This window comes from Nocardia sp. NPDC004604, from assembly GCF_040609795.1.
Lineage (GTDB): Bacteria > Actinomycetota > Actinomycetes > Mycobacteriales > Mycobacteriaceae > Nocardia.
The window spans coordinates 36,934-62,767 of sequence record NZ_JBEXLC010000010.1 but is presented as its reverse complement, the minus strand read 5'-3'; the positions used below and the strand labels follow the sequence as shown (position 1 = coordinate 62,767).

At 65.8% G+C, this 25,834-nt stretch carries 25 protein-coding genes; 13 read left to right on the top strand and 12 right to left on the bottom strand.

All coding sequences use genetic code 11. The annotated features are described in order from the left end of the window. The first annotated feature begins 76 nt into the window (after nucleotides 1-76). A complete protein-coding gene (locus tag ABZW16_RS06545) occupies nucleotides 77-1,081 on the top strand; it encodes a diiron oxygenase (protein WP_354952971.1) in 1,005 nt (334 codons plus the stop codon). A 1-nt stretch (nucleotide 1,082) separates the two neighbouring features. After that, a complete protein-coding gene (locus ABZW16_RS06540; protein ID WP_354952888.1) occupies nucleotides 1,083-2,702 on the top strand; it encodes an FAD-dependent oxidoreductase in 1,620 nt (539 codons plus the stop codon). A gap of 162 nt (nucleotides 2,703-2,864) precedes the next feature. Here the strand turns inward: ABZW16_RS06540 and ABZW16_RS06535 are convergent, their stop codons facing one another. Then, nucleotides 2,865-3,626 carry a glucose 1-dehydrogenase gene (locus ABZW16_RS06535; RefSeq protein WP_354952886.1) on the bottom strand — a complete coding sequence of 254 codons (762 nt, stop codon included), beginning with the start codon at nucleotides 3,624-3,626 and terminating at the stop codon, nucleotides 2,865-2,867. Between the two features lie 600 nt (nucleotides 3,627-4,226). Between ABZW16_RS06535 and ABZW16_RS06530 the strand changes: the two genes are divergently transcribed. Beyond that, complete coding sequence (locus ABZW16_RS06530) at nucleotides 4,227-6,917, top strand: Hsp70 family protein (RefSeq protein WP_354952884.1); 2,691 nt, start codon at nucleotides 4,227-4,229, stop codon at nucleotides 6,915-6,917. Between the two features lie 208 nt (nucleotides 6,918-7,125). Then, a complete protein-coding gene (locus tag ABZW16_RS06525) occupies nucleotides 7,126-7,920 on the top strand; it encodes an HAD hydrolase family protein (protein ID WP_354952882.1) in 795 nt (264 codons plus the stop codon). A 533-nt stretch (nucleotides 7,921-8,453) separates the two neighbouring features. On the opposite strand, the gene ABZW16_RS06520 is transcribed toward ABZW16_RS06525, so the two are convergent. Beyond that, nucleotides 8,454-8,861: a VOC family protein gene (locus ABZW16_RS06520; RefSeq protein WP_354952880.1), complete on the bottom strand. Its 408-nt coding sequence runs from the start codon at nucleotides 8,859-8,861 to the stop codon at nucleotides 8,454-8,456. 98 nt (nucleotides 8,862-8,959) lie between these two features. Here ABZW16_RS06520 and ABZW16_RS06515 point away from each other — a divergent pair, with 98 nt between their 5' ends. Both ABZW16_RS06515 and ABZW16_RS06510 read left to right on the top strand, forming a co-directional pair. After that, nucleotides 8,960-9,901: a YafY family protein gene (locus tag ABZW16_RS06515; RefSeq protein WP_354952878.1), complete on the top strand. Its 942-nt coding sequence runs from the start codon at nucleotides 8,960-8,962 to the stop codon at nucleotides 9,899-9,901. Nucleotides 9,902-10,081: 180 nt separating this feature from the next. Beyond that, the gene (locus ABZW16_RS06510) at nucleotides 10,082-10,525 is read left to right on the top strand and encodes a hypothetical protein (protein WP_354952876.1); all 444 of its coding nucleotides are present in this window, start codon (nucleotides 10,082-10,084) and stop codon (nucleotides 10,523-10,525) included. 72 nt (nucleotides 10,526-10,597) lie between these two features. On the opposite strand, the gene ABZW16_RS06505 is transcribed toward ABZW16_RS06510, so the two are convergent. Next, entirely contained in the window at nucleotides 10,598-11,290 is a 693-nt protein-coding gene (locus ABZW16_RS06505) for an SGNH/GDSL hydrolase family protein (RefSeq protein ID WP_354952874.1), read from the bottom strand. 8 nt (nucleotides 11,291-11,298) lie between these two features. Then, on the bottom strand, nucleotides 11,299-12,723 hold the full coding sequence (locus ABZW16_RS06500) for an MFS transporter (RefSeq protein WP_354952872.1): 1,425 nt from the start codon (nucleotides 12,721-12,723) through the stop codon (nucleotides 11,299-11,301). 106 nt (nucleotides 12,724-12,829) lie between these two features. Between ABZW16_RS06500 and ABZW16_RS06495 the strand changes: the two genes are divergently transcribed. After that, complete coding sequence (locus ABZW16_RS06495; protein WP_354952969.1) at nucleotides 12,830-13,441, top strand: TetR/AcrR family transcriptional regulator; 612 nt, start codon at nucleotides 12,830-12,832, stop codon at nucleotides 13,439-13,441. Nucleotides 13,442-13,493: 52 nt separating this feature from the next. Here ABZW16_RS06495 and ABZW16_RS06490 read toward each other — a convergent pair whose 3' ends face one another. Next, on the bottom strand, nucleotides 13,494-14,444 hold the full coding sequence (locus ABZW16_RS06490) for an AraC family transcriptional regulator (RefSeq protein ID WP_354952870.1): 951 nt from the start codon (nucleotides 14,442-14,444) through the stop codon (nucleotides 13,494-13,496). Between the two features lie 216 nt (nucleotides 14,445-14,660). Here ABZW16_RS06490 and ABZW16_RS06485 point away from each other — a divergent pair, with 216 nt between their 5' ends. Continuing rightward, complete coding sequence (locus tag ABZW16_RS06485) at nucleotides 14,661-15,065, top strand: spore-associated protein A (RefSeq protein WP_354952868.1); 405 nt, start codon at nucleotides 14,661-14,663, stop codon at nucleotides 15,063-15,065. A 15-nt stretch (nucleotides 15,066-15,080) separates the two neighbouring features. Next, a complete protein-coding gene (locus tag ABZW16_RS06480) occupies nucleotides 15,081-15,392 on the top strand; it encodes a hypothetical protein (RefSeq protein WP_354952866.1) in 312 nt (103 codons plus the stop codon). A 357-nt stretch (nucleotides 15,393-15,749) separates the two neighbouring features. Here the strand turns inward: ABZW16_RS06480 and ABZW16_RS06475 are convergent, their stop codons facing one another. The 6 genes from ABZW16_RS06475 to ABZW16_RS06450 all read right to left on the bottom strand — a co-directional run bounded on the left by ABZW16_RS06475 (nucleotide 15,750) and on the right by ABZW16_RS06450 (nucleotide 21,696). Then, on the bottom strand, nucleotides 15,750-16,571 hold the full coding sequence (locus ABZW16_RS06475) for a sirohydrochlorin chelatase (protein ID WP_354952864.1): 822 nt from the start codon (nucleotides 16,569-16,571) through the stop codon (nucleotides 15,750-15,752). 55 nt (nucleotides 16,572-16,626) lie between these two features. Next, nucleotides 16,627-17,916 carry a GTP-binding protein gene (locus ABZW16_RS06470; protein ID WP_354952862.1) on the bottom strand — a complete coding sequence of 430 codons (1,290 nt, stop codon included), beginning with the start codon at nucleotides 17,914-17,916 and terminating at the stop codon, nucleotides 16,627-16,629. A gap of 1 nt (nucleotide 17,917) precedes the next feature. After that, a complete protein-coding gene (cysD, locus tag ABZW16_RS06465) occupies nucleotides 17,918-18,847 on the bottom strand; it encodes a sulfate adenylyltransferase subunit CysD (protein ID WP_354952860.1) in 930 nt (309 codons plus the stop codon). 73 nt (nucleotides 18,848-18,920) lie between these two features. Continuing rightward, complete coding sequence (locus tag ABZW16_RS06460; protein WP_354952858.1) at nucleotides 18,921-19,655, bottom strand: phosphoadenylyl-sulfate reductase; 735 nt, start codon at nucleotides 19,653-19,655, stop codon at nucleotides 18,921-18,923. 14 nt (nucleotides 19,656-19,669) lie between these two features. Beyond that, nucleotides 19,670-21,469 (bottom strand): nitrite/sulfite reductase, encoded by a 1,800-nt coding sequence (locus tag ABZW16_RS06455; protein ID WP_354952856.1) that lies wholly within the window; start codon nucleotides 21,467-21,469, stop codon nucleotides 19,670-19,672. 134 nt (nucleotides 21,470-21,603) lie between these two features. Continuing rightward, entirely contained in the window at nucleotides 21,604-21,696 is a 93-nt protein-coding gene (locus tag ABZW16_RS06450) for an Ms4527A family Cys-rich leader peptide (protein WP_354952854.1), read from the bottom strand. Nucleotides 21,697-21,908: 212 nt separating this feature from the next. Here ABZW16_RS06450 and ABZW16_RS06445 point away from each other — a divergent pair, with 212 nt between their 5' ends. The 3 genes from ABZW16_RS06445 (at nucleotide 21,909) to ABZW16_RS06435 (ending at nucleotide 24,223) form a co-directional block, all read left to right on the top strand. Beyond that, nucleotides 21,909-22,313 carry an SgcJ/EcaC family oxidoreductase gene (locus ABZW16_RS06445; protein ID WP_354952851.1) on the top strand — a complete coding sequence of 135 codons (405 nt, stop codon included), beginning with the start codon at nucleotides 21,909-21,911 and terminating at the stop codon, nucleotides 22,311-22,313. Between the two features lie 271 nt (nucleotides 22,314-22,584). Then, entirely contained in the window at nucleotides 22,585-23,745 is a 1,161-nt protein-coding gene (gene hemW, locus ABZW16_RS06440; protein ID WP_354952967.1) for a radical SAM family heme chaperone HemW, read from the top strand. 259 nt (nucleotides 23,746-24,004) lie between these two features. After that, on the top strand, nucleotides 24,005-24,223 hold the full coding sequence (locus ABZW16_RS06435) for a hypothetical protein (protein ID WP_354952849.1): 219 nt from the start codon (nucleotides 24,005-24,007) through the stop codon (nucleotides 24,221-24,223). Here the strand turns inward: ABZW16_RS06435 and ABZW16_RS06430 are convergent. Beyond that, nucleotides 24,220-24,405 carry a helix-turn-helix domain-containing protein gene (locus ABZW16_RS06430; protein ID WP_354952965.1) on the bottom strand — a complete coding sequence of 62 codons (186 nt, stop codon included), beginning with the start codon at nucleotides 24,403-24,405 and terminating at the stop codon, nucleotides 24,220-24,222. The two genes, ABZW16_RS06435 and ABZW16_RS06430, sit on opposite strands and share 4 nt — an antisense overlap. A 281-nt stretch (nucleotides 24,406-24,686) precedes the next feature. On the opposite strand from ABZW16_RS06430, the gene ABZW16_RS06425 reads away from it, so the two are divergent. Next, entirely contained in the window at nucleotides 24,687-25,490 is an 804-nt protein-coding gene (locus ABZW16_RS06425) for an alpha/beta hydrolase (protein WP_354952847.1), read from the top strand. Nucleotides 25,491-25,834: the final 344 nt, after the last annotated feature.

Below are 25,834 nucleotides of genomic sequence, written 5' to 3'. Positions count from 1 at the left end.
CAGGTTGACGTGACTCCTCGTAAGTGTAACTATGGGATACAGTAAATATGTCCCACGAGGAGAGGCAGTGACGACGATGTCTACAGCCGTGACGCCCACAGTCGATCCCGATCTGGCGAAGGCGCAGGAGTATGCCGCCAAGCTGCTGCTGCTCTCCGAGGGCTCGGTGAACAAGCACTTCGACCCCTTCGAGGACATCGACTGGGACAACCCCGACTTTGCTGCCGATGCCGGAGAAGAGCGCTGGGTCCTCCCGGTATCCGGTGATGCGCTCGGTCGCCACCCCTGGTACCAGGCGCTGCCGCTCGACCGCAAGATCGCCATCGGCAAGTACCGCCAGGCCAATGTCGCCAAGGTCGGTCTGCAGTTCGAATCCATCCTGATCAGCGGCATGGTGACGCACAGCTTCGGCCTGCCCAACGGCTCGCCCGAGTTCCGCTACTGCTCCCACGAGATGATCGAGGAGCACAACCACACCCTGATGTTCCAGGAGATGGTCAACCGGATCGGGATCGATGTCCCCGGTATGGGCCCGCTGGTGCGCAAGTTCAAGTACATCGGCGCGCCGGTGGCCGCGCTGTTCCCGAATCTGTTCTTCATGGCCGTACTCGCGGGCGAGGAGCCGATCGATCACATTCAGAAGGCGATTCTGCGCTCGGGTGAGGAAGTGCATCCGATCATGCGTGGCGTAATGGCCATCCATGTCGCCGAGGAGGCACGCCACATCTCTTTCGCGCACGAATTCCTGAAGCAGCACGTGCCCGATGCGAATGCGTTCAACAAGCTGGTGCTCTCGATCGTCATGCCGATCGTCATGTGGATTCTCGGCCGCTCCATCTACACACCGCCCCGGTCGTTCTTCCGGGAGTTCGATATCCCGGATGCGGTGCGCAAGGAACTGTTCTACGGGTCGGAGCAGGCCGAGCACGAGTTCAGCGATTTCTTCGGTGATGTGCGCACGCTGGCCCATGACATCGGCCTGATGAACCCCATCGGCAAGGCGGTGTGGAAGCTGCTGAAGATCGACGGCCACACCACCCGCTACCGCTCCGAGCCGTTGCGCACGGCGAAGGCTGGCTGACGTGCCCTACGTCGTCACGCAGTCCTGTTGTAGCGACGCGTCCTGCGTATACGCCTGCCCGGTCAACTGCATTCATCCCACGCCCGATGAACCGGACTTCCTGACGGCGGAGATGCTGTACGTGGACCCGCAGGCGTGTGTGGACTGCGGTGCCTGCGCCACGGCGTGCCCGGTGGATGCCATTACCTCGTCGAAGAAGCTGACCGACGAGCAGAAGCCGTTCATCGAGATCAATGCCGACTTCTATCGCCAGACCCGACCGCGGCCGCTACTCGCGAAGCCGGTGCCCGCGGCCGAGATCCACACCGAGCGCCAGCCGCTGCGGGTGGCGATCATCGGATCGGGGCCCTCGGCCATGTATGCGGCCGATGAATTGCTGACCCAGCCCGATGTCACTGTGACGGTCTTCGACCGACTTCCGGTACCCCATGGGCTGGCCAGGTACGGCGTCGCACCGGACCATCCCAAGACCAGGCAGGTCAATAAGCTCTTCGACATCATCTCGGCGCAGCCCGGTTTCGGGTCGTATCTGAATGTCGAAGTGGGCAAGCATATTTCGCATGCCGAGCTGCTCGCGCACTTCCATGCGGTCATCTACGCGGTCGGCGCGTCCTCGGATCGCAAGCTCGACATCACCGGAGAGGGGGTGGCGGGCAATGTATCCGCCACCGACTTCGTCGCTTGGTACAACGGACATCCCGATCACGTGGGGCGCACCTTCGATCTGTCGCAGCGCCGGGCCGTCATCGTCGGTAATGGCAATGTGGCCCTCGATGTGGCGCGCATTCTGGCCAGCGATCCGGAAGTGCTGGCGGGTACCGATATCGCACCCCATGCGCTGAAAGCCTTGCGGGAGAGCAAGATCGAGGAAGTGGTCATCCTCGGTCGCCGTGGTCCGGCCGAATCCGCCTGCACCGTCCCGGAGCTCGTCGGTCTGCTCGGCGCCGATGTCGATATCGCCATCGAAGGTGAGCTGCCGGAGTTGACGGAGGGACTGCCGTTCCAGGTCGAGCAGAAGCTGCGGCTGCTGCGCTCCGTAGCGACTGCTCGCAGGTCGCTCGAAAGGGTCGGCGTTTCCGAGCGGCCCTTCGGTGCGCGCAAGCGGATCGTCTTCCGGTATCTGGCCACGCCCACCGAGATTCTCGGCACCGATGTGGTGACCGGTATCGAAGTGAGCCGCAATGTCCTCGTCACCGATCCGGACGGTCGCGTGCGTGCCGTCGCGACGGGGGAGACCGAGCGGCTGGATGCCGGGTTGGTGTTGACCTCGGTCGGTTATCGCGGCATAGCATTGCCCGGCTTGCCATTTGATGAACATGCCGCCGTCATCCCGAACCGCAATGGTCGGGTGCTCGAGCAGTCGGGCGGCACGGTGCTGCCGGGTACATATGTCACGGGCTGGATCAAGCGCGGCCCCACCGGGTTCATCGGTACCAATAAGTCCTGTGCGCAGGAGACTGTTCGGCAGCTGGCCGACGATTTCAATGCGGGGCGGTTGCGTGAACCCGTCGGCGGCGCGACGGACTTCGACCACTTGGTGCGCGGCCGTCGGCCCGCGGTGGTGGCCAGTGGTGCCGTGGTGCGGACCGGCAGGATGCGCCAACTGCTCGCCCGCGTCTGAGCGGTCGCGGCGCATTCGCGCCGATGACGCATTGGTGATGCGTAACAGTTCTTGCCCCCCGCCGACATGACATGTGCGAGGTAGGGTCCGAGGGATGATCGGCACCTCGGCGTTCGGGCATGCGATGAGGGCGTGCGCCGCGTCGAGGTGCCGGTTGGCGAATTATTTGGCGGTGAACCCGCCATCGATCGCGAGCGCCGCGCCGGTGATGAAACTGGCCTCATCGCTGAGCAGATAGGCGCAGAAGGATGCGATCTCCTCCGGCTTGCTGATCCGGCCGAGTGGATGCAGTGCGGCGATGGCGGCCGCACCCTCGGGTGTCGCACCCATCGAATTGCGGAATGCTGGAGTGTCGACCGCGCCGGAGACCAGCGCGTTCACCCGAACGCCCTGGTCGGCGGCTTCCAGTGCAACCGCACGGGTCAGCCCGACAACACCGTGTTTGGCCGCCACATACGGCGCCACCGAACCCATGCCGACCACGCCCAGATTCGAGGCGTTGTTGAGAATTGCGCCGCCACCGGCGGCGACAATGGCCGGAACCTGGTGCCGCAGACCGTAGAACACGCTGGTCAGGTTGAGTTCGAGATCGGCGCGCCAACCCGCCTCGTCGATCTGTGCTATCGGGCCGAAGGCATTGACGGCACCCGCGTTGTTGAAGGCCGCGTCCAACCGTCCGTATTCGGTGAGCGCCGCCTGCGTCAGGCGGGCCACGTCGTCCTCGACGGTGACATCGGTCGGCACGAAGACCGCCCGGCCTCCCGTCGCGCGGATATCGGCCGCGAGCTGTTCACCCGCGTCCTTACCGCGAGCGCCGAGCACCACCGCCGCGCCCTCGGCCGCCGCCCGCAGCGCCACTGCCTTGCCGACACCCGAACTTGCTCCGGTGATCAGCACGACCTTGTCCGCGAAACGTGTAGACATCGTTTTCGTTTTCCCTTCTCGTCCTTGCGATTTCATGTTCGATGACGTGGGCAGGGTCTCGGCTCGGCCGCGCGCTTCGTCATCGCTCGACCCAGTCAAGTCGTTGGCGGATCATGCTGCTGGCGTAAAACAGTCATGGCGTTTGATGCGTCATGATTAGCGACGCCGGGGCGGCCGTGCAATGAAATGTCCAGCGCTGGCAACTATTTGGTTACCGACCAGTCGGTGTGTGTTGCCGCTTCTGCGCGGTTTCGATGATCGTCTATTGCGTGCGGGCCGATCGAGGTCGTCAGTTGGGTTACTGAGGGGTAGCGGAACCCGGCCTGCCGCAGTGAAATCGGGTATTGGTTGCGAAACGCCGATCGTCCAGGGGACTTAATCGCGTTTGTTCGAGCCATTTAGCTGGGAGTTTGAATCTTCATCAACGGAAGTCGAACGTTTCATATCAATTAGGCATCCCATTCGATCCGATAGCAGCTAACCTGTGGGAGCTGTTTGGGAAGCGACCGCGGCCACATGGATCTCCTATGTGATGGACGTGGTCTCGGTGCGTTGACGGGATAGCGAATGACGACAGGTCTGGGTTTCAGCATCGGTTCAGTGAACTCGATATCCGCCATGGTGACCGGTGAGCGATCATGGTCATCGGTGCGGACGCGCCGCACGGCGGTGACATTCGACAGCGCGGGTGGCATCCGGATCGGTGGGATCCCCCAATTCACCATGGCGGTAACGGATTTCGCCGATCTGGCGCGGGACCCGGAGTCGATGATCGTGGGTGGCCGACTCTGGTCGCCCGCGAACCTGGTCGCCGCGGTGGTGAACGGCCTGCTCGAATCGTTCCCGCCGACCGCGGGCGCGGTAGCGACCTATCCCGCATGCTATTCCGATAAGCAGCTGTCGCTGCTGCGACAGGCGCTCAACTTGGCCGGGGCCGCGGATGTGATGCTGGTACCCGAACCCGTCGCGGCCGCGGAGTGGCTCGAACACGAGCGCGGGCCGCTGGAGTCGGGTTTCGTGCTTGTCTACGATCTCGGCGGGGCCAGCCTCGACGTCTCGATGGTCCGGGTCGGACCGGACTGGGACGATCATCCGATCGTCGGAAGGTCCGTGCGCTCCTACGATTTCGGCGGCCGTCCGCTCGGTTCGATGATCGCGCGGTACGCGCGGGTCGCCACGCCCGGCGATAACGGGTCGATGCTGCAGATGACCTCGATCGTCGATATCGGGGGGCTACGCACCCAGCACATCCGGGATTCCTTGGACGTGGTCCGCGAGTGTGTGGAATCGACGGGACGCAGCCTGTCCGATGTCGACTGCATCCTGCTGGTCGGCGGCGCGACCCGTCCCGTCGAGGTCGCGCGCACCATCGCCGAACTCGGGCGTCCCGTGGTGATGTCGACCGATCCGGGCCAGACCGTCGCCGTCGGCGCCGCCAGCTATGCCGCCCGCAACTTCGCCCCGGTGTCGACGGGCGGTCGGCATCGGGCCCCGAAGGTCGCCGTATTCTCCAGTGCCGCAGTGGCATCCGCGGTGGCGGTATCGGCCGTCACGGTATTCGGCGGCCCGACCATCCCGGCGGGGCCGTCCCTGGTCGACGCTTTCCCGCATGGTCGGTACCCGATGGACAACCTGCTGTTCGAACCCCATATCGAGGCGCTGGCCGATGCCGGTTCCGCGGTATCCAGGGCCGTCGACTGGGCGAGCAATGCCGCGGGCTTCGGCTACTCGGGTCGGCCCGCCTACGGGATCGCGCCGGTAGACCACGTGACAGCGATCGGCCCGTCGGTGGCCGAGGCGCACTGGGGTAGCCACCAGAATCCGCGAAGTGGGCCGATGCAATCCGAGGGTGGCACCTACGCCAACCCGGCCCAGTTCCTGAACCCCTTACCCTTCGTCCAAACCCCGCAACCTGCCCCCGAGCTGCCCGCCATCCCCGCGGCTCCCATGCCCATCCCGCGCGTGAGCATTCCGGGATCCGTTCCCGCCCCGAACAATTCGGTTCCCACCGCCCCCACATCGCCGCCCACCGGTGGATCCGGTACCACGACCCCCGGCACCGGAACCGGAGGCACGCACGTCGGCGACATCCCGACTTCCGGCGGTCCTGCAACAGGCACCCCGTCGGGCCAAACCCCGTCCGGAGCCGCGAGTCCGGGTGGAACGTCCTCCGCGGGCAGTTCGTCCGGCACCGCGTCGGGAAATACGCACGGGAGTACTTGGGGCGGTAGGTCTTCGAACGGTTCGAGCGGTACGACATCGGGCGGATCTACAAACGGTTCGACGAGTGGTACCTCCGGTTCGACCGGCAGTGGTACCTCAGGCGGTTCGACGAGTGGAAGCACATCGGGTGCCTCCGCAAGCGGCGGCACCTCAGGTGGTTCGAACAGTGGTCATACCTCGGGCGGCTCGGGTGGTTCGAACGGCGGTGGTACCCAGGAGGGTTCGAACAGCGGTCACACCTCGGGTGCCCCCGGTAGTTCGAACGGCGTTGGTACTCCGGGGGGTTCGAACGGCGGTCGTACCTCGGGTGGCTCGGGTGGTTCGGATAGCGGTGGTGCCTTGGGTGGTTTGAATGGTGGTGGTGGCTCGGGTGGTTTGAACGGTGGTGGTGGCTCGGGTGGTTTGAATGGCGGTGGTGGCTCGGGTGGTTTGAACGGTGGTGGTGGCTCGGGTGGTTTGAATGGCGGTGGTGGCTCGGGTGGTTTGAATAGCGGTGGTGCCTTGGGTGGTTCGGATAGCGGTGGTGGCTCGGGTGGTTCGAACGTCGGTGGTGCCTCGGGGGCTGCGAATAGCGGTCATACCTCGGGTGCCTCCGGTGGTTCGAATGGCGGTGGTGCCTTGGGTGGTTTGAATGGCGGTGGTGGCTCGGGTGGTTTGAATGGCGGTGGTGGCTCGGGTGGTTTGAACGGTGGTGGTGCCTTGGGTGGTTCGGATAGCGGTGGTGCCTCGGGTGGTTCGAACGGCGGTGGTACCTCCGGGGGTTCGAGTGGTTCGAATGGCGGTGGTGCCCTGGCTGGTTCGAACAGCGGTCATACCTATGGCGGCTCGACGAGCGGCGGTACCTCAGGTGGTCCAACCAATGGCGGCGGCATGTCAGGCGGCTCAACCGGGGGTACCTCTTCCAATAGCACCCCATTCGGCGGAACCTCCTCCGCCGGTTCGACATCCGGCGGCAGCTTGCCGGGCGGTTCCACGTCGGGCGGATTCGGCGGCGGGGGTGGAGCCCACAGCGGCGGAAGCGGCGGAGGCAGCGGCCACATCGGTGGAAGCGGCGGAGCCCGCAAGTAACCACCGCACCCACCTCCGCCCCGAACCGAAACTCCCACCCCAAGTGACATCGCCCCCCAAACCCCATACCCCCCAACATGGACCAGTGCTCACGATGCTCTGGTGCAGGCAAACGCCCGAGAGCGCTCCTGCACCAACGCATTCTCGGCTGATTCGGACCGGTTTAGTTTGTATGACACGGAGTGTCATAGCGATGCACAATGGGTTGGTGGTCGATGGGGGTCCTCAGCTCATTGCGCTGGATATTGATGGGACGTTGCTGGTGCCGGGGGCGGCGATCAGTGCGCGGGTGGTCGATGCCGTGCGGGCTGCGGTGGCGGCGGGTGCGCATGTTGTCGTGACTACGGGGCGGACGTTGATGACTACGCGTCCGGTGCTGGAGGAGCTGGGTCTGGTCGAAGGACATGCGTTGTGCTCCAACGGTGCGGTGCACATCGATGTGGCGAAAGGGGAGCCGGTGGCCGTGCAGACATTCGATCCGGGACCGGCCGTCGCCGCCTTGCGCGCGCTGTTTCCGGAGATGATCTTCGCGGTGGAGAAGGTCGGTGTCGGCACCTGGGCAACCGGGGTCAGTCCGGGCGAATTCTCCATCGGTGAATACGTTCTCGTCGATGACGGTGCACTGAGCAGTGAGCCGACCCCGCGACTCAACGGCTGGTGGCCCGAGGGTTCCCTCGACGAGATGCTGCGGCTGCTCGCCCAATTGCACGTACCCGGCGCGAGCTGGGTGCACGGCGAATTCGGCCCGTGGCTGACAGTTTCGCGGCGCGGTGTCTCCAAGGGCTGGGCGCTGGAGCGCCTACGCACCGCACTCTGCATCCCCCGCGCCGCCACCCTCGCCATCGGCGACGGCTACAACGACCGCGAAATGCTCCACTGGGCAGGCCATTCCGTAGCAATGGCAAACGCCCCACATGAAGTCCGCAACTGGGCACACGAAGTAGCCGACGACGTAACCGCCGACGGCGTAGCCAAAATCCTAGAACGCTGGTTCACCCCCTAACCCCACCCAACCCGAACACCCGCTCACGCTCCGACATAGGCAAACGCCGAATACGCACCGCGCCACAGCATTCTCGACGACGGGACGCCAGGGGATCGGTGTATGCGTCCCGATCACCCACCCCCAAACCTGGACAGGTGCTCACCATGCGCTGGTGCAGGCAAACGCCGAGTGCGTCCTGTACCAGCGCATTCTCGGCGACGGGGGCTGTGGGATGCGCGGGTGTGTTTCGATCGCGCACCCGGAGGCTTGGGTGAGTGGTCACCATGTGCTGGTGCAGGCAAATGTTGAGTGCGTCCTGTACCAGCGCATTCTCGGCGACGGGGGACTGTGGGATGCGCGGGTGTGTTTCGATCGCGCACCCGGAGGCTTGGGCGAGTGGCCACCATGTGCTGGTGCTGGGGACGTCGAGAGGCTCCCGCAGTAGAGCATTCTCGGCGGGTGGGGTGGGGTGGGGAGGGGCGGGGCGCTGATGTGGGTGGAGGGGCCTGGGGCGGCGGATTTCGTGGCGAATGTGGATGTTGTGGAGGGGGTTAGGCGGGGTGGGTTTTGGTCAAGATGTCGAGGTAGTGGGGGTTTTGCATGATGCCGAGGACGTTGCCGAAGGGGTCTATTACGGATGCTGTGATGAAGGTTCCGTCGCCGTGGGGGGTGATGGGGGAGTATTCCTTGGCTCCGAGTGCCAGGAGGCGGTTGAAACTCTGCTGGAGGTCGTCGACGTGCCAGTGGAGGATGGCACCGCCTGGTTGGTTCTGGGCGGCTGCGGGTGCGAATTTGCGGTTGATGATTCCGAGTTCGTGTTGGTAGTCGCCGATGCGGAATTCGTAGTATCCGCCGGGGACGGCGTAGTAGGGGGCGAAGCCGAGTACTTCGGTGTACCAGCTCTTCGCGGCCTCGAGGTCGTCGGCATAGAACGAAACGGTGGCCATTCCTCGCAACATGTTGGTCTCCTCTGATCGGGTCTTGTTTGCCTTGTGCGATCCATCTTTCCGCGCAAAGTGCTCAGCAAATGAGCACTTTTTTCGGCAGAATTGTGCGCATGCGAGCGGACCGATTGGTGGCGACCCTGTTGTTGATGCAGACGCGGGGACGGGTGACCGCCGCCGAGATCGCCGCCGAACTCGAGGTATCGGTCGCGACCGCGCGCCGCGATCTGGAAGCGCTGTCGGCCGCGGGTGTTCCGGTCTATCCGCAGCCGGGGCGCGGCGGCGGCTGGTCGCTGGTCGGCGGCGCGCGGACCGATCTCAGCGGCCTGACCGAACCGGAGGCCCGCGCGCTGTTCCTGCTGGCCGGACCGTCCGCGAGCGCAGTGCCCGAGGTGAAGTCGGCATTGCGAAAGCTGGTGCGTGCCTTGCCGCAGACATTCCGCACCGATGCCCAGGCCGCGGCCGATGCGGTGGTCATCGATCCCGCGCGCTGGGGTGAGCACGATCAGCAGCGGCCGAAACTCGTGGATCTGCTGCAGCGCGCAGTCGTCGAACGGCGCAAGGTACGCATGGAGTACGAGCGGGCAGGGGAGCGCAGCCAGCGCAGCGTCGACCCGTGGGGCCTGGTCGATAAGGATGCCGTCTGGTACCTCGTGGCCGGCACCGATCGCGGTCGTCGCACCTTCCGCGTCGATCGCATCGTGGATGCCGCGATCACCGACGAAATCGCCCATCGCCCAGCAGATTTCGATCTGTCGACAGTATGGGAAGAGGTGGTCGGCGAGGTCGAGCAACGCCGCGCCGCAACTTCGGCCACCGCACTCGTCGCGCCGCGACTCCTGCCGATCCTGCGCAAGCAGCAGGGCCGACACTGCGAGGTGGACGGCCCGGTCGCCGACGGTCGTATGCAGGTCCGCGTCACCGCTCCGACGCCGCGCATGATCGCGCAGCAATTGGCGGGCTGGGGCGCCGAAATCGAGGTGCTCGCACCGCGATCGGTGCAGGCGGAACTGGCCGTCCTCGGTGCTGAACTCGTCGACCGATATGGCGAGTGATGGGCGCGATGGACGAGTCTTACAGACCGAGTCGTGCACAGCGAATGATCACCGTGCGCGCCTCCTTGCTATCACATAAACAGTCCGCTATGAACTGAGATCGGCTGGTTCCCGATGAATCGGCCGGTCGATTCATACGGCGTTCGAGTGTTTCGGGATCGGGGAGGAGTGGGTAAGCATATGGTCCGTCGGACCTTCAAGAACGCAGGCCGAAAGATGATCGCCGGAATGCTGCCGCTGGCAGTGGCGGTCACCTTCGCCGGGGTGGCTTCGGCCGACCCGGGAACCGCCCCTGTGCAACAGACACCGGCCGCGGTAGTGCAGCTGGTCTCGGAGTCGGCTCCGGTCCTCGAGCCGGTCGCGGCGGGGGTCCCGCTGCAGAATGTCGCAACCAATCCGGATGCGGGGAATCACGATCCGCTGGCCAACGGAGCCGCCGCGGGCGCGCTCGCGGGAGCCGCCGGTTCGGGAGTTCTCGGTGCTGCCGCGTGCCTGCCCGGATTGATCGTCATGGCGATTCCGTGCGGTATCAGCAGCGCGATCGCCGGTGCGCTGTGGGGCACGGTCTTCGGCCTCCTGGTCGGCGTCATCGACCCGGATGCGGTGCCGCAGGTGCTGCCCTGACCGGGGTCTATTGAGAAGAACACCACCGGGCCGCGCCCCGAGCAAATCTGCTCAGACGCGGCCCGGTGCCGGTCAGCGTGCCGGTGCGCGCGTAGGCAGACGTTCGGCCAATGCGCGGACCATCTCGGTGGCCACCACCGCATGTCCGCTCATGGTGAAGTGAATGAGGTCTTCGCTCATGACCTCGGGGCGCAGTCGCAGCGGATGATCCCAGAACTCCACCAGGATCGCGTCATAGCGCACGGCCAGTTCGCGCACGATGTCATTGAGCGCCGACATCCGCTCCCGCATCGGCCGCATCGGCGCCATCCGCTCCGCTTCCCACACATCGGCGAGGGTGAATGTGCTGATCTGGGCCCCGCTGCGGGCCAGTGCGGCGAACAGCGCGTCGAGATTGGCGCGCAACTCGTCGAGGCTGCCGCCCGGTACGAACAGATCGTTTCCACCGCAGCTCAGATGCACCAGGTCCGGGGCGAATTCGAGGACCAGTGGCAGTTGGTCGGCGATCACCTGCGCGGATGTCGCGCCGATGCGGCCGGTATTCAGATATGCCAGTGCGGGATTCGTCGCCGTCAGTACCGCGGCGACGCGATCGGCCCACCCGACGGTGTCATAGCCGGGACTCGGGTCGCCGACGCCCTGGGCGATCGAATCCCCCAGCACCGCATAGCGCTGCCATGGGACATCGGCCAGCAGGTTGCGCGCCGCCGCGGCGGACAGCAGCATCGGATCACTGGCTTCGGTGCGAATATCATTGTGCGTCAAGGTAACTCCTAGTTCTGCGCGGGAACGGCGAGGGGCGGAACCGGGATGCGCGCCGGAATCGCCATTACCACCGCGGCCACGGCGCCGATGCCCGCACAGACGGCGAAAAGCGTATGGAAGGCGGCCAGCGCATCGTCGGCATCGGCGGCGAATACCGCGGCAAGTACCGCGACACCGAGCGCGCCGCCCACCTGCCTGGCGGTCAAATTCATTCCGATACCCGCCGCGAAGCGTTGCGGCGGAAGCGAACTCGCGGCCGCCGTACCGAGGACCGTGACGACAACCCCGACACCACCGCCGCCGAGCAGTCCGGCGGGCACCCAGGCCGACCACAGGGCCGGTGTCGCGCCGAAGGAATCGGTGCTCATCCAGACGGTGGTGCCGGTGTACATCAGCGCCCCGAGCACACCGAACCAGCGCCGGGTGGTCGGTGCCGTGATGCGCCCGGCGATGGTTGCGGTCACCATCGAGGACACCGCGCCCACGGTCAGCGCGGCCGCCGAACCGAGCACCGAATACTGCCAGATCGCATCGAGGAACAGCGGACCGGCGAGCAACCAGGCGAACATGGTCGCGCCGAAGACGAACGAGGCGGCATTGGCCAGCGCATAGGGCCTGCTCTGCCATAGCTCGACCGCGATGGCCGGATTGTGGTGGCGCGCCGAACGCAGCAGCGCCGCCAGGATCAGCACCGCACCGATGCCGAGTGCGGCGAGCGTACCGGGCGCGGTCCAGCCCCACCGCTGGCCCTCGGTGACACCGGCGACCAGACCGCCGAGGCCAAGGGCGATGGCGGCGGTCCCGAGCGGGTCGGGCAGCGCACTGCCCGGCTGTCGGGTATCGGGCACCGGAATGCGCAGCCCCGGCGCGATCAGCAGGATCGCCACCGGAATATTGATCACGAATACCGCCCGCCAGCCGAACGCCTCGACCAGCGCACCACCGATCGCCGGACCCACCACGGCGGCGAAACCGCCTGCGGCAGACCAGGCTCCGATGGCCGCGCCGATCTTCTCGCGCGGCGTGACGCTGAGCACCAGTCCCAGCGCGGACGGCACCATCAGCGCCGCCGTCGCACCTTGCAGCAGACGGCCGGCGATGAGCCAACCCGCGGTGGGCGCCAGCCCGCACAGCAGGGAGGTCAGCGCGAAACCCGCCAGTGCGATCAGGAACAGCCTGCGTCGTCCGAGGGTGTCGGCGAACCGGCCCGCCGGGGTGAGCAGGGCCGCGAAGGCGATCGCATATCCGCTGACGACCCAGGTGAGCGTGGTCGTCGCGGTATCGGGGAAGTCACGCGCGATGGATGGAAAGGCGATATTGACAACGGAGAGGTCGAGAAAGGCGATAAACGCCGCGCCGCAGGCGATTACGAGCGTTCGCACGGCGGCTTTCGCGGTCGGCGGACTATCGGTCCGCGTGGACACTTCGGTCATGGGGAGATCCTTCGGCAGGAGCAGCAAACAAAACGTACGATCGTTCGTGCAATTAACGTACGACCGTACGTTCGTATTTGCAAGCGCTGAATGGAAGAATGTGGTCATGGCCGAGTCGACGAGCGCCCCTGAGCAGGACCAACGCTTGGCGAAGGGGGCGCGATCGCGGGCATCGATCGCCAGACGCGCCGCCGATCTCGCCTCCGTCGAGGGGCTGACCGGCCTGAGTATCGGGAGGTTGGCCATCGATCTCGGCATCAGCAAGAGCGGCATCGCCACCCTGTTCGGCACCAAGGAGGCGCTGCAGGTGGCGGCGGTGAAGTCCGCCCGCGAGGCCTTCATCGAGCGCGTCATTGCTCCCGCCATGACCGAACCGGGCGGCCTGACCCGCCTGCGCGCTCTCATGGACCGCTGGTTCGACCACATCACCGACCCGACCTTCCCCGGCGGCTGCTTCCGTGTCGCGACCATTGCCGAGTTCGACAGCAAACCGGGCCACGTCCGCGACGTCATTGCCGAGGACCATGCCGACTGGCTTACCTTCCTGGCCGAACAGATTCGCCATGCCCAAGACGAGGGGCATCTCAACGGCCGCACCCCCGAAGCAGTTGCCTTCGAACTGGACGCCCTGCTCAGTGCCGCCAATACCGCTCAGCAAATGGGCGATGACCGCGGCGTCACCACCGCACGTGCCATTGTCGACGGCCTGCTCGCCTGAAGCGCAATAGCTCTGCAGTGCAACCGATTACAGCGCCTTCATCGGGGCCGGGTCAGGATCGGCGGATATCGCGAGGGGTCGCGCCGAAGCGGCGGCGGAAGGCGGTGCTGAAGGAGCTGGCGGAGCTGAAGCCGAGTCCGGCGGCGAGGGTGGCGATGCTCCAGTGGTGATACGCCGGATTCCGCAGCCGGGCGTGGGCGAGTCGCAGGCGTTCTTCCTTGATGAGCTCGCGGGGTGTGGTGCCGCCGTGTTGCAGTGCGAGTTGGACCTGGCGCAGCGACCAGCCGAGGGCGCGGGCGACGGCGGCCGGGGTCAGTTCGGGGTCGTGGGCATTGGTGCGGATGTAGTGGCGGACTCGGGATTCCACATCGGTGAGATGACGGTGTTCGGTGGGGTGGTCGCCGACGATATGCATGCACAGCAGCTCGACCAGCCGCTCGGATACCGCGTCGAACTGGCCATGGGTGAGGGTGTCGCGTTCGGCGGCCAAGCTGGTGGCGAGGTCGGCGACCACCCGTCCGAGCCCCGAGGTGAGGTCCACCAGCGGTGCGCGCGGCGCGGCGCGGCCGAGGCGGTGGTCGATCTCGCCCCTCGGGATGGTCATGGTCAGGCCCTCGGTGCCGCTGACCTGGGTGATTGCGAATGGTTGGTCGATGGTCATCAGGCCGCCGATGCCGGGCGTCATGGGAACGTGCTGGTCGTCCTGCCAGATGGTGAGCTGTCCAGTCGTCGGCAGCATCAGCCGATAGTCCCCGTCGGCGTCTTCGCGCACATGTTTGGCAGTGCGGTAATAGGTGACGATATCGGCCTGCCAGGCGACGATTTGGTAATTGTCCGTGCGGCGCAGCGCCACCCGTCCTCGGAAGTCGCTCAGGCGGGGGAATGCGAAGCCCACGCGTCGGCAGTGGCACAGCTGGATCAGTTCGCCCCAGTAGTCGGTGCGCTCATGTGGCGCGACGGCGCTGGTGGTGCCGGTCTCGAACAGGTCGACCCCATCTTTCATCGGCATCATCTTCCGCCCATCGCTATCTATCGGCACGCCACATATTGGTTGGTCTTGCGCCTCCATAGAGTGGCTCAGCCGCTTCGCGCTAAACGTGGTACAGGACACCATCGACGTTGCGCTCAGCGACAATTTTGCTGCGCTCACCGGCAATTGGAGCCCGCCGACCGCCCCTAGCATCGTGGTCTCACGATCACAGCGATAGAGGAGTACTGCGTGAGCAACGCACTGAAGATTGTCGCGTCCGGTGTGGCCGCGGCCGGAATTGCCGCCGGAGCAGCGTTTTTCGTGCCCGGTACCGCCGCGGCGGCGACGTATGGCAATCAATGCGGTGCCGGATACAACGTGATCGATACCCACGATCTGCGTGGCGGCACGATCTTCCTCACCTATAACGGCGAGAAGAACTGCGTCGTCACCGTGCGGGACCAGCCGGGTGCCGCGGTGCGCATGGCGGCCGGACTGGAATTGTCCGAAGGCAAGAAGGACGTGACCATCGACGAGGGCCAGTTCACCGAATTCGCAGGGCCGGTTTACGTTTCGGCGAAGGGGCGCTGCATCGACTGGGGCGGAATCATCGGCGACGACAAGTGGCAGATCTTCAACGTGCACTGCCAGTGAGCCAGAAAGGTCATCATGCGTAAGACGAACAGGCTCCTCGCGGGAATCGCCATTGCCGCCGCCTCGATCGGAGGCACCGCCGCCACCGCCGCCACCGCCTCCGCCGAACGCGGCGAAAGCGGTTGCTTCTCTTATTCGTACGAGCCCGGCACCTTCACAACCACCGTCTACTACCACAACCGCTGCGAAGTAGCCCGCAAACTCACCATCTACCGCCAGAGCAACTCGCCCTGCAACGACGACAAGATCGAGCTCATCGTCGATGCCGGTGCGAAGGGTGATGAGGTAGTCCGCTGCGGCGATGTCACCCAAGTGATCGGTGAGTGACCGACTCGCTGTCCAGAACGTGGGCGGCGTCAGCAGTCCGACGCCGCCCGCGGTCGGCTGACGGCGACCCCCGTAACGCCCGAAATCGTATGCGGCGAGCGCGCGGTCGTAACGTCTATCGTTCTCGGACGGGGAGACCGCGGCATAACGCCGAAAAACCGTCCCCGCCAGCCGATTCAGGAAGTGGTGTGAGCGTTGAGCAACGTGGGGACGAGATTCGGGCGGTCGTCGCGTGAGCGCTACCTGGTATTGATGTCGCACCTGTGGGAGGACGTTTTCTGACCGCGACCCCGCCACCGTGAGATCCGTGTTCGAGGCCGAGAATCCGGAACCGGAATCGAATTCGTCCGCGCGTGCTCAGGCGGACAGCGCCATGTCGGTCGCGATCGCGGCATCGTAGCGATCCCACACTACGTCGGCGAGCGCCGGATGCGGCCCGATAACGTCCGCGTGGACGAGCTCGGTCGCGGCGGCGATGAGGCGATCGGTGAGAAGTCCGGGTGCGAGGAACCAGGGCGCGATGAGCACGCGATCGGCCCCGCGCGCGTGCAGTCGAGAAATCGCCTGTGTGACAGTCGGTTCGGTGGTTGCAAAGCAGATCTCGGTACGCCATCCGGTCAAAGCTGCGAGTCGGCGGGCAACCCCGGCCGTGCGCACGTTTGCTGCCGGGGACGACGACCCCACCGCTGCGACGGCGATCCCGATCCGGTCATTGCGACCGCACGCTTGCCGACCAGGGATGCGATCGGTATCGCCAGCGCGCTCGACCATCGCGCCGAGCACGCGATCCCGCAGTGCCTCGATCAGCTGCGGATCCGGCCCGAGCACCTCGGCTTGCGTCAGGCGCAGCTGCGGGTGCCGGGTACGGGCGGCAGCGAGCATTGCGGGCAGGTCTACGCGGGCGTGGAAGGCACTGCCGAGCAGCAGCGGAGTCACCACCGCATGTGTATATCGCTGTGCGGCAACGGCATCCACGACCTGTTCCACTGAGGGCGCATTCAGGTCGAGGAAGGCGAGTCGGACGTCGAGATCGGGCCTGGCCGCTGCGATGTCCTCGACCACGGCCGACATCGTCTCGGCCGAGCGCGGATCACGACTGCCGTGCGCAACTGCGATCAATACGGGCCGTCGGTCGCCGCGGTCCGGCCCGGACTGAAGCTGTTCGAGCTCCGCCCACATCGATCGATTGCTCGGCAACCGAGCAATCGAACCAATTCCGCCGGGCGAAGTCATCTCAGGCTCCGACCTCGACGGCGGTCAGCACATCGCCGACCAGACCGGCGGCCAGCGTATTGCCACCGGCCGGATCGATGAGCAGGAAGCTGCCGGTATGCCGGTTGACGCGGTAGTCATCGGCCGCGATGGGTTCGGCGACGCGCACCGAGATCCGGCCGATATCGTTGAGCTCCAACGACTCCGGATTCGGTGCCGCGGTCAGGTTCTGCTCGTCGAACCGCTCGACCAGCGCACCGACAATGGCCTGCGTGGTGCGCGTGCCGTGCTTGAGCCACAGGCGCGCACCGGGCCGCAGCGGCTTATCGCCGAGCCAGCAGACGGTCGCGTCGAACGAGTCGATCGGCTCCGGCGCATCGGTGGGCGAGGCGATGATGTCGCCGCGCGAGATGTCCACATCGTCGGCCAGGATCAGCGTGACGCTGCGGCCGACCTGCGCGACGGCGAGTTCACCATCGGGCGTATCGACGCGCTCGACGGTGGAGCGAATGCCCGAGGGAAGTACCACGATCTCATCGCCGGGCGAAACCGAGCCCGCCGCGATCTGGCCCGCATAGCCGCGGTAGTCCGGATATTCGGCGGTGCGCGGCCGGATCACATACTGCACCGGAAAGCGCAGACCGATCGCGTGCGCGCCCGAGCTGTCGGCATCGACGGGCACCGATTCCAGGTGCTCGATCAGCGACGGCCCGTCGTAGTACGGGGTGTTCTCCGAACGCGACGCGATATTGTCACCGTGCAGCGCGGAGACCGGAATCCCCAGCACGTCCTCGCTCGACCAGCCGAGCGTGCTGGTGAGGGTGTTGAATTCGGCCGAGATCTGCGCGAAGACGGTCGCCGGATCGTCCACCAGGTCGATCTTGTTGACCGCGAGTACCAGCTTCGGCACACCGAGCAGCGCGAGCACCGCGGCATGCCGACGGGTCTGCTCGATGACCCCCTTGCGCGCGTCGACCAGCAGGATCACCAGCTGCGCGGTGGAGGCGCCGGAGACGGTATTGCGGGTGTACTGCACATGCCCGGGGGTGTCCGCGAGCACGAAAGACCGCTTGGGCGTGGCGAAGTAGCGGTAGGCGACATCGATGGTGATGCCCTGTTCGCGTTCCGCGCGCAGCCCGTCGACGAGCAGCGAAAGATCCGGTGTGGCAAGGCCCTTGTCGACCGATGCGCGGGTGACGGCGTCGATCTGGTCGGCCAGTACGGATTTCGTGTCGTAGAGCAGCCGTCCGACCAGGGTGGACTTACCGTCGTCGACAGAACCGGCGGTGGCCAGCCTCAATAGGTCGGACATATCAGAAATAACCCTCTCGTTTGCGGTCTTCCATGGCGGCTTCGGACACTCGGTCGTCGCCACGGGTCGCGCCGCGTTCGGTCAAACGGGACGCGGCCACCTCGGCGAGAATCGCCTCGTTATCGGCCGCGTCGGAAAGTATTGCGCCGGTGGAGGATCCGTCGCCGACGGTGCGATAGCGCACCGAACGGGTCTGCAGCACCTCACCGTCGCGCGGACCGCCCCAGACACCGGGCGTCATCCACATGCCGTCACGCTGGTACACCGGACGTTCGTGCGAGTAGTAGATGCTCGCCAGGTCGACATCCTCGCGGGCGATGTAGCGCCAGATATCGAGTTCGGTCCAGTTGCTCAGCGGGAATACCCGCACATGCTCGCCCGGAGCGTGCTTGCCGTTGTACAGGTTCCACAGTTCGGGCCGCTGCCGCTTCGGATCCCACTGCCCGAAGGCGTTGCGCAGTGAGAAGATCCGCTCCTTGGCGCGCGAACGCTCCTCATCGCGGCGGCCGCCGCCGAAGACCGCGTCGAAGCGGTGTTCGGCAATGGCGTCCAGCAGCGGAACGGTCTGCAGCGGATTGCGGATACCGTCCGGGCGCTCGGTCAGGCGACCGTCGGCGAGGTAGTCCTCGACCTTCGCGACATGCAGTCGCAGGCCGTACTTCTCGACCACCTTGTCGCGGAACTCCAGCACCTCGGGCAGGTTGTGCCCGGTGTCGACGTGCAGCAGTGCGAACGGCAGCGGTGCGGGCCAGAAGGCCTTGAGCGCCAGATGCAGCAGCACGGTGGAATCCTTGCCGCCGGAGAACAGGATCACCGGCCGCTCGAATTCGCCCGCCACCTCACGGAAGATATGGATCGATTCCGATTCGAGCGCCGCGAGGGTGTCGAAATCGGTGATACCAAGGGAACGTGTGCTGATGGTCTCGGTCATGCCGTGTCCTTCTTCGCATGCCCGAGGGGCCCTACGTGGTTACGTAGGCTGCCTCCTCCGGGCCCTGACTCGGTCATGCGGTGTGTAACCCGCATTCGGTCTTGGCGAGGCCAGCCCAGCGGCCGCTTCGCGGATCGGATCCCGGCTCCGGCTTCCGTGTGCACGGAGCGCAGCCGATGGACGGATATCCCTCCTCCACCAGGGGATTGACGAGGATGCCGTGCTGTTCGATATAGGCCTGCATCTCGTCGTCGGACCAGGCGGCGATCGGGTTGATCTTCACCAGTCCGAACGCCTCGTCGAACGAGATGAGCGGGGCGTTGGCCCGAGTCGGGGCCTCCACCCGGCGGATACCGGTGACCCAGGCGTTGTAGCCGACGAGCGAGCGCTGCAGCGGTACAACCTTGCGCAACCGGCAGCATTCAGCGGCGTCACGCGCGAACAAATCCTTGCCGAGCAGCTGATCCTGTTCGGCCACCGTGTTTTCCGGCCGCACATTGATCACATTCACGCCGTACACGGCCTCCGCCGCATCGCGGGTGCCGATGGTCTCGGCGAAGTGGTAGCCGGTGTCCAGGAACAGCACGTCCACGCCCGAATGCACTTGGGCGGCAAGGTGAACCAGCACACCGTCCTGCATATTCGAGGCGACGATGTAGCCGGTGCCGAAGGTGTCCTCGGTCCATTGCAGCAGCTCCGCTGCCGAAGCGTCGGACCCGAGTTCGGCCGCGCCCTTTTCGGCGATCGCCCGCAACTCGTCTTCGGACAGCTTCGCGGGCAGGTCCGCCGTTACTTGATCTGTTGTCACGCTTGGTCTCCCGTTCACCTGAGGTCGGCATCGTCGGCGCGAACGGCCCATTGGGCGAACCGCTCGCCGTCCTCGCGGTGCTTGATGAAGTTGCGCACCACCCGCTCGATGTAGTCACCGAGCTCGTCGGTGGTCACCTTGTGCTGACGCAGTTTGCGACCAAAGGCGCTGTCGAAGCCGAGGCTGCCACCGAGATGAACCTGGAAACCCTCGACGTGATTCCCGGCGCCGTCATCGATCAGCTGACCCTTGAAACCGATATCGGCGATCTGCGCACGCGCGCAGGAGTTCGGGCAGCCATTGATATTGATGGTCACCGGAACATCCAGCTGCGCATTGAGATCGGCGAGCCGCTCCTCCAGCTCCGGCACCAGCGCCTGGGAGCGCTTGCGGGTCTCGGCGAAGGAGAGCTTGCAGAATTCGATGCCCGAGCAGGCCATCAGGTTCCGGCGCCACAGCGACGGACGTGCCTGTAGGCCAAGGGGTTCCAGTTCGTCGATCAGCGCGTCGACCTTATCGTCGGCGATATCGAGAATGATCAGCTTCTGATAGGGGGTGAACCGGATGCGGTCCGAGCCGTACTTTTCCGCCGCCTCGGCGACCTTGGTCAAGACGGTGCCCGACACCCGGCCCGCGATGGGGGAGAAGCCGATCGCATTGAGCCCGTTGCGCAGCTTCTGCACGCCGACGTGATCGATCGGCTTCTTGGGCTGCTCCGGCGCCGGACCGTCGATCAGCTTGCGCTTCAGGAACTCGTCCTCGAGCACCTGACGGAACTTTTCGATGCCCCAGTCCTTGATCAGGAACTTCAGCCGCGCCTTGGTGCGCAGGCGACGGTAGCCGTAATCGCGGAACAGCGAGACGACGGCTTCCCATACATCGGGCACCTCGTCCAGCGGCACCCACACGCCGACGCGCTGGGCCAGCATCGGATTCGTCGACAGACCGCCGCCGACCCACAGATCCAGACCGGGACCGTGTTCCGGGTGATTCACTCCGACGAACGCGACGTCATTGATCTCGTGCACCACATCCTGCTGGCCCGAGATCGCGGTCTTGAATTTGCGCGGCAGGTTGGAGTACTCCTTCTTGCCGATGTAGCGGCGCACGATCTCATCGATCGCGGGCGTCGGATCGATGATCTCGTTCAGCGATTCACCGGCCAGCGGCGAACCGAGCACCACGCGCGGGCAGTCGCCGCATGCTTCGGTGGTCTTAAGACCGACGGCCTCGATCCGCTTCCAGATCTCAGGGACGTTCTCCACCTCGATCCAGTGGTACTGGACGTTCTCGCGATCGGACAGGTCGGCGGTATCGCGGGCGAACTCGGTGGAGATCTGGCCGAGGGTCTTCAGCTGTGCGACATTCAGCGCGCCCGCATCGCAGCGGATGCGCATCATGAAGTACCTGGCCTCGAGAATGTCGATGTTCTCGTCACCGGTCCAGGTGCCGTCATAGCCCTGTTCGCGCTGGGTGTAGAGACCCCACCAGCGGAACCGGCCGCGCAGATCGCCCTTGTCGATGCTGTCGAAACCCTGTTTGGAATAGATGTTCTCGATCCGGGCCCGGACGTTGAGCGGGTTGTCGTCCTTCTTGGACTGCTCGTTCGGGTTCAGCGGCTCGCGGTAGCCGAGCGCCCACTGGCCCTCGGCCTTGCGGCGCACCGGCTTACCGGTGCGGGCACGCGGGCCGGTCGGCGCCTCGCTGCGGGGACGGTCCGGGCGGACGCGCCGCTCGGCGGCCGGGCGCTGCGGGCGCGCGTGCGGCCCGGAACCGGGCTGATCCGGGTGACCGGCGTCGGTGCTCGACGTCATGGGGTCGCTCCTGCTGGGTGGGGGTACATCCGTGCTGAGAGCGTGAGGGGCTGACTCACGCCTGCGGTGTCAGCGGGCCGATGTCCATCGGAATCGGGAGATGACCGGGAAATCCGGGAATGGGCGCCGCTGAGCTACCGGGAGGAACCGGGCAGACAGCAGGCGCTGCATACGCGCTTGTAGTCGACGTGGCGACGTGCCACAAGTCGTACTCCAGATCCGCGCATGCGCCTATTGTGCCACGTCAGGATGGCCGTTCCGACCGCGAGGCCGTATTTCCCGCGAAATCGAGGGAAATTCCCTGGACCGCCGGTGCGGATTGTGATGGTGGTCATAGTTAGCGGGCTGAATGCGTCGCATGATTCGTCATGATCATCGTAGGTGACCCGTCTCACGGCACATTGACCTCGAGCTACGTCGAGGTTGCAAGCTCTGTGCCATGAGTACCACAGCTGCCGCCACCGATACCGACCTCGACGCTATCCGCGAGGTCGTCGCCACCATCCAGCACTCACAGCAGAACGAACTCGTCGACGAATTCGTCGGCCTGTTCCGCGAAGACGCGATCTGGACCACCGGTGGCGGTAAGCGGCTGTTCGGCCGTGCGGCCATCGCCGAATTCACCGCCCAGGTGCTGCCGGGTGCGATGCGCAACGGCACCGCGACCTACGAGGTCGAACATGTGCTGTTCATCCGCCCGGATGTCGCCGCGGTCAAGGTGGTCCAGCGCTATTTCGACGGTGACGGGCAGCTGTCCGGGCAGGGGTCGCCCATGTACGTCATGTCCAAGGAAAGCGGCCGCTGGCTGCTCACCGCGAACCAGAACACCGTCGTCGCCGACTGAACCCACTCGCATCGGCTCAGGGGAGCGGCGGGCATAGCGTGAATACCTCGTCCTTCAGGGCGAGGAGAAGCGCGTCGACTCTGCGCCCGACGCGGTCCCGGTTCACACGTGTGGCTGGGCCGCTCGAAATGCTGATCGGGGCGCCGCCACCGGGGCGCTCGCTGAGCGCTCCTCGAGCCAGGAAGCCCCCGCCTTCAGCTTCAGGCGGGGGAGGAATCAAAATGGTGGGGTGAGTTCTGCTGCCCCGATCGAAGCCGAGACGCCAGCCCTCGTGCTGCGCGACTTCGGGGGCGGGCCGTTCGGGATCTATATCCACGTGCCGTTCTGTGCGACACGCTGTGGGTACTGCGATTTCAACACCTACACCGCCGGGGAGTTGGGCACGTCGGCGTCACCACAGTCCTGGCTGGACGCGCTGCGCGGTGAATTGGCGACGGCGGCCGAGCGGTTCGCGGCGCTGCCGACGGCGACGCCTGAGGTGGCGACGATCTTCGTCGGCGGTGGCACGCCGTCGCTGCTCGGCGGTGACGGTTTGGCCGCCGTGCTGGCCGCGGTGCGCGCGCATTTCACCCTCGCCGCCGATGCCGAGGTGACCACCGAATCCAACCCGGAGTCGACGTCGCCGGAGTTCTTCGAGCGGATCCGTGCGGCCGGGTTCACCCGGGTGTCGCTGGGGATGCAGTCCGCCGCCGAGCATGTGCTGAAGGTGCTGGATCGGACCCATACGCCGGGCCGGGCCGTCGCCGCGGCGCGGGAAGCGCGCGCCGCCGGATTCGACCATGTGAACCTGGACCTGATCTACGGCACCCCCGGCGAGCGCGACGGCGATCTCGACGCGAGTTTGGACGCGGTGCTGAGTGCGGGCGTCGATCACGTCTCGGCGTACTCGCTCATCGTCGAGGACGGCACCGCCCTGGCGCGCCGCGTCCGCCGCGGTGAACTGCCCGCCCCCGATGACGATGTGCTCGCCGCCAGGTATGAGCGCATCGACTCCCGGCTGAGCGCGGCGGGCCTGGCCTGGTACGAGGTATCCAATTGGGCCGCAAGCGATGCCGCCCGCTGCCGCCACAACCTGGGCTACTGGGACGGCGGTGACTGGCTCGGCGCTGGCCCCGGTGCACACAGTCATGTCGGTGGTGTCCGCTGGTGGAATGTCAAACACCCGGCGCGCTATGCCGATACGGTCGCTCGCGGCGGACTGCCCGCGGCAGGCTGGGAAACCCTCACCGCCGACGAACAGCACACCGAACGCATCATGCTCACCGTCCGTTTGCGCACCGGCCTACCGCTGAACGAACTGGCCCCAGCGGAATCCGCCGCCGCAGACCGAATCATCGCAGACGGCCTGGCAATTCGGTCCAGCAATCGGCTGATCCTCACCGACCGCGGCCGACTGCTCGCCGACGGCGTCGTCCGCGATCTCCTGACCTGACCGCATTCTTTCTGCCGCCAACGCTTGCGAGCCGCTGCCCGACTCTTCTGCGCTCAGCGGTGGGCACACTGCAGCGGATCGCGGCGATCCGACAGTGCGTGCGGTCGACAAGATCCCGTCTTCGGTGGTGCATCCGCTTGTGGGACATCCGGGTCTTGTGAGTTCTCCGAATGTCTGCGGTAGGCCCGCCGAATAATGTCGGTTGCGCTATCACAGATCGGTAAAGGCGCGTAGGCTGCGCAACAACCCAAGGAGTCTTATGCCACCGGCACGTCACATCACGCTGATCTCCGAACAAGGTGAATTCGCCGAGTCGCGGGCCGCCGAAAAGGCGGAAAACGCACGTCAGAGTGCGATTGCCGCGCGGACCGTCGCCAGCCACGCCGAGAATGCCGCAGACTGTGTGGCCTTATTGGCAATGCTCGGTCTGGACGCGATGGCGGGCAAGATGGCCAAGAGCGCGCAGGCCCAGCTCTAACCTCCCGCGAGTGCGGCCACCTGCCGCCATTCGCGCAGCGACATGCCGTATGCCGCGCGGAATCGGCGGGCGAAATGCGATGGGTCGTGCAGGCCCCAACGGCGCGCGATCATCGCGTTAGAGCGATGTCTGCTGTCCGGGCGGACCAGTTCGGTGCGCACCCGGTCTCGCCACTGCCGGATGATCCACTGCTCGCGGCGGTATCCGGCGTTCGGCGGTGCGGCGCCGTCATCGGCCGGTTTCGCTCGCCGATAGCGGCCGGTCGTGCACTGTCGGTCGAGAATCGTGCAAAGTCGGGACTGCTGGCGCGGTCGCTTCTAGGCTTCGAAACAGTCATCGACGCAGGTCGGCTCCACCTGTCCCGAAGAGGTCTCGTGTCCCGACCGCTGATACGGCCGGTTCACGATGCCGCACTGGATTTCCTGGCGAAGAACGACTCATCAGCGAAAGGGTAGGACTCCGAATGAAGATCACCCGTAGCTTCCGCGCCGCTCTTGCGGCGCTCATCCTCGCTTTCACGCCCGTCCTGGCGGTTGCTCCCGCGACCGCCGCACCCCTGCCGACGATCGTGCTGGTGCACGGCGCCTTCGCCGACACCACGAGCTGGAACGGCGTCGCCGCGGTGCTGCGCGACCACGGTTATCCGGTGGTTGTTCCCGACAATCCGCTGCGCGGTCCGGCGAACGACGCCGCAGCCGTGCAGCGGGCCCTGGACACGATCTCGGGACCCATTGTGCTGGTCGGTCATTCATACGGCGGATTCGTCATCAGCAATGTGCACGACCCGAAAGTCCAAGCGCTGGTCTACATCGCGGCCTTCGCCCCGGTGCAGGGTGAAATCGGGCTGCTCGAACTCGACCCGATCCGCTTCCCAGGCAGCCAGCTGGTGCCGCCGACATTGCAATTCAGCGTCGTTGACGATCCAAATGGCTTGTCGGGCAGGAATCTCGACAGCTACATCGCACCCGACCGCTTCAACGAAGTCTTCGCCCAAGACGTAGGCCCCGACGTCGCGGCCGATCTGATCGCCCACCAACGCTCCCTCGCCGTCGCCGCCAACATCGAACCCTCCGGCGCACCCGCATGGTCCTCGATCCCGAGCCGGTTCCTCGTCTCGGCCTACGACCACGTGATTCCCCCTGCCGCCCAACGCTTCATGGCAAACCGAATGGGCGCGACCACCTCCGAAATCGCCTCGTCCCACGCCTCCCTGGTCTCCCACCCCGCCGAGGTTGCCGCCGTAGTGGAGTCCGCCGCCGGCCAATGACCACTGGCCCGTCGAGTGGTGCAGTCGACGGCTCCCAACGGACGCCCCAGCACGTTTCGTGTGGACTCGGTCGACGGCCGGCGATATCGGACGGGCTTCGCCGCGGGCGTGAACACCAGCGGCGAAGCTCGTCCAGGTACCGCGGCTGCAGTGTCGGTCCAGGAAGGCGACTGCGCGGGCCGGGGCATCGCCGGATTCTGGAGCCTCGGATCATGACGGGGATCGGTCGATCCGGCAACAGGTCTCGGTGCGCTGCGGCAGGGTTCGAACTGGCCCTGCGGAGTTCGCGGCGTGCGGCGCAGTAGCGGGTGGGACCTGGATCACAGGGGACCCGGTGGTTCGCG

What these genes read in the sequence shown, in the direction of transcription:
- ABZW16_RS06545 (WP_354952971.1), top strand. Translation starts at nt 77, where the DNA reads ATGTCTACAGCCGTGACGCCCACAGTCGATCCCGATCTGGCGAAGGCG.
- ABZW16_RS06535 (WP_354952886.1), bottom strand. Translation starts at nt 3,626, where the DNA reads ATGTCTACACGTTTCGCGGACAAGGTCGTGCTGATCACCGGAGCAAGT.
- ABZW16_RS06520 (WP_354952880.1), bottom strand. Translation starts at nt 8,861, where the DNA reads ATGTTGCGAGGAATGGCCACCGTTTCGTTCTATGCCGACGACCTCGAG.
- ABZW16_RS06515 (WP_354952878.1), top strand. Translation starts at nt 8,960, where the DNA reads ATGCGAGCGGACCGATTGGTGGCGACCCTGTTGTTGATGCAGACGCGG.
- ABZW16_RS06510 (WP_354952876.1), top strand. Translation starts at nt 10,082, where the DNA reads ATGGTCCGTCGGACCTTCAAGAACGCAGGCCGAAAGATGATCGCCGGA.
- ABZW16_RS06500 (WP_354952872.1), bottom strand. Translation starts at nt 12,723, where the DNA reads ATGACCGAAGTGTCCACGCGGACCGATAGTCCGCCGACCGCGAAAGCC.
- ABZW16_RS06495 (WP_354952969.1), top strand. Translation starts at nt 12,830, where the DNA reads ATGGCCGAGTCGACGAGCGCCCCTGAGCAGGACCAACGCTTGGCGAAG.
- ABZW16_RS06490 (WP_354952870.1), bottom strand. Translation starts at nt 14,444, where the DNA reads ATGAAAGATGGGGTCGACCTGTTCGAGACCGGCACCACCAGCGCCGTC.
- ABZW16_RS06480 (WP_354952866.1), top strand. Translation starts at nt 15,081, where the DNA reads ATGCGTAAGACGAACAGGCTCCTCGCGGGAATCGCCATTGCCGCCGCC.
- ABZW16_RS06475 (WP_354952864.1), bottom strand. Translation starts at nt 16,571, where the DNA reads ATGTGGGCGGAGCTCGAACAGCTTCAGTCCGGGCCGGACCGCGGCGAC.
- ABZW16_RS06470 (WP_354952862.1), bottom strand. Translation starts at nt 17,916, where the DNA reads ATGTCCGACCTATTGAGGCTGGCCACCGCCGGTTCTGTCGACGACGGT.
- cysD (WP_354952860.1), bottom strand. Translation starts at nt 18,847, where the DNA reads ATGACCGAGACCATCAGCACACGTTCCCTTGGTATCACCGATTTCGAC.
- ABZW16_RS06455 (WP_354952856.1), bottom strand. Translation starts at nt 21,469, where the DNA reads ATGACGTCGAGCACCGACGCCGGTCACCCGGATCAGCCCGGTTCCGGG.
- ABZW16_RS06450 (WP_354952854.1), bottom strand. Translation starts at nt 21,696, where the DNA reads ATGCGCGGATCTGGAGTACGACTTGTGGCACGTCGCCACGTCGACTAC.
- ABZW16_RS06445 (WP_354952851.1), top strand. Translation starts at nt 21,909, where the DNA reads ATGAGTACCACAGCTGCCGCCACCGATACCGACCTCGACGCTATCCGC.
- ABZW16_RS06435 (WP_354952849.1), top strand. Translation starts at nt 24,005, where the DNA reads ATGCCACCGGCACGTCACATCACGCTGATCTCCGAACAAGGTGAATTC.
- ABZW16_RS06425 (WP_354952847.1), top strand. Translation starts at nt 24,687, where the DNA reads ATGAAGATCACCCGTAGCTTCCGCGCCGCTCTTGCGGCGCTCATCCTC.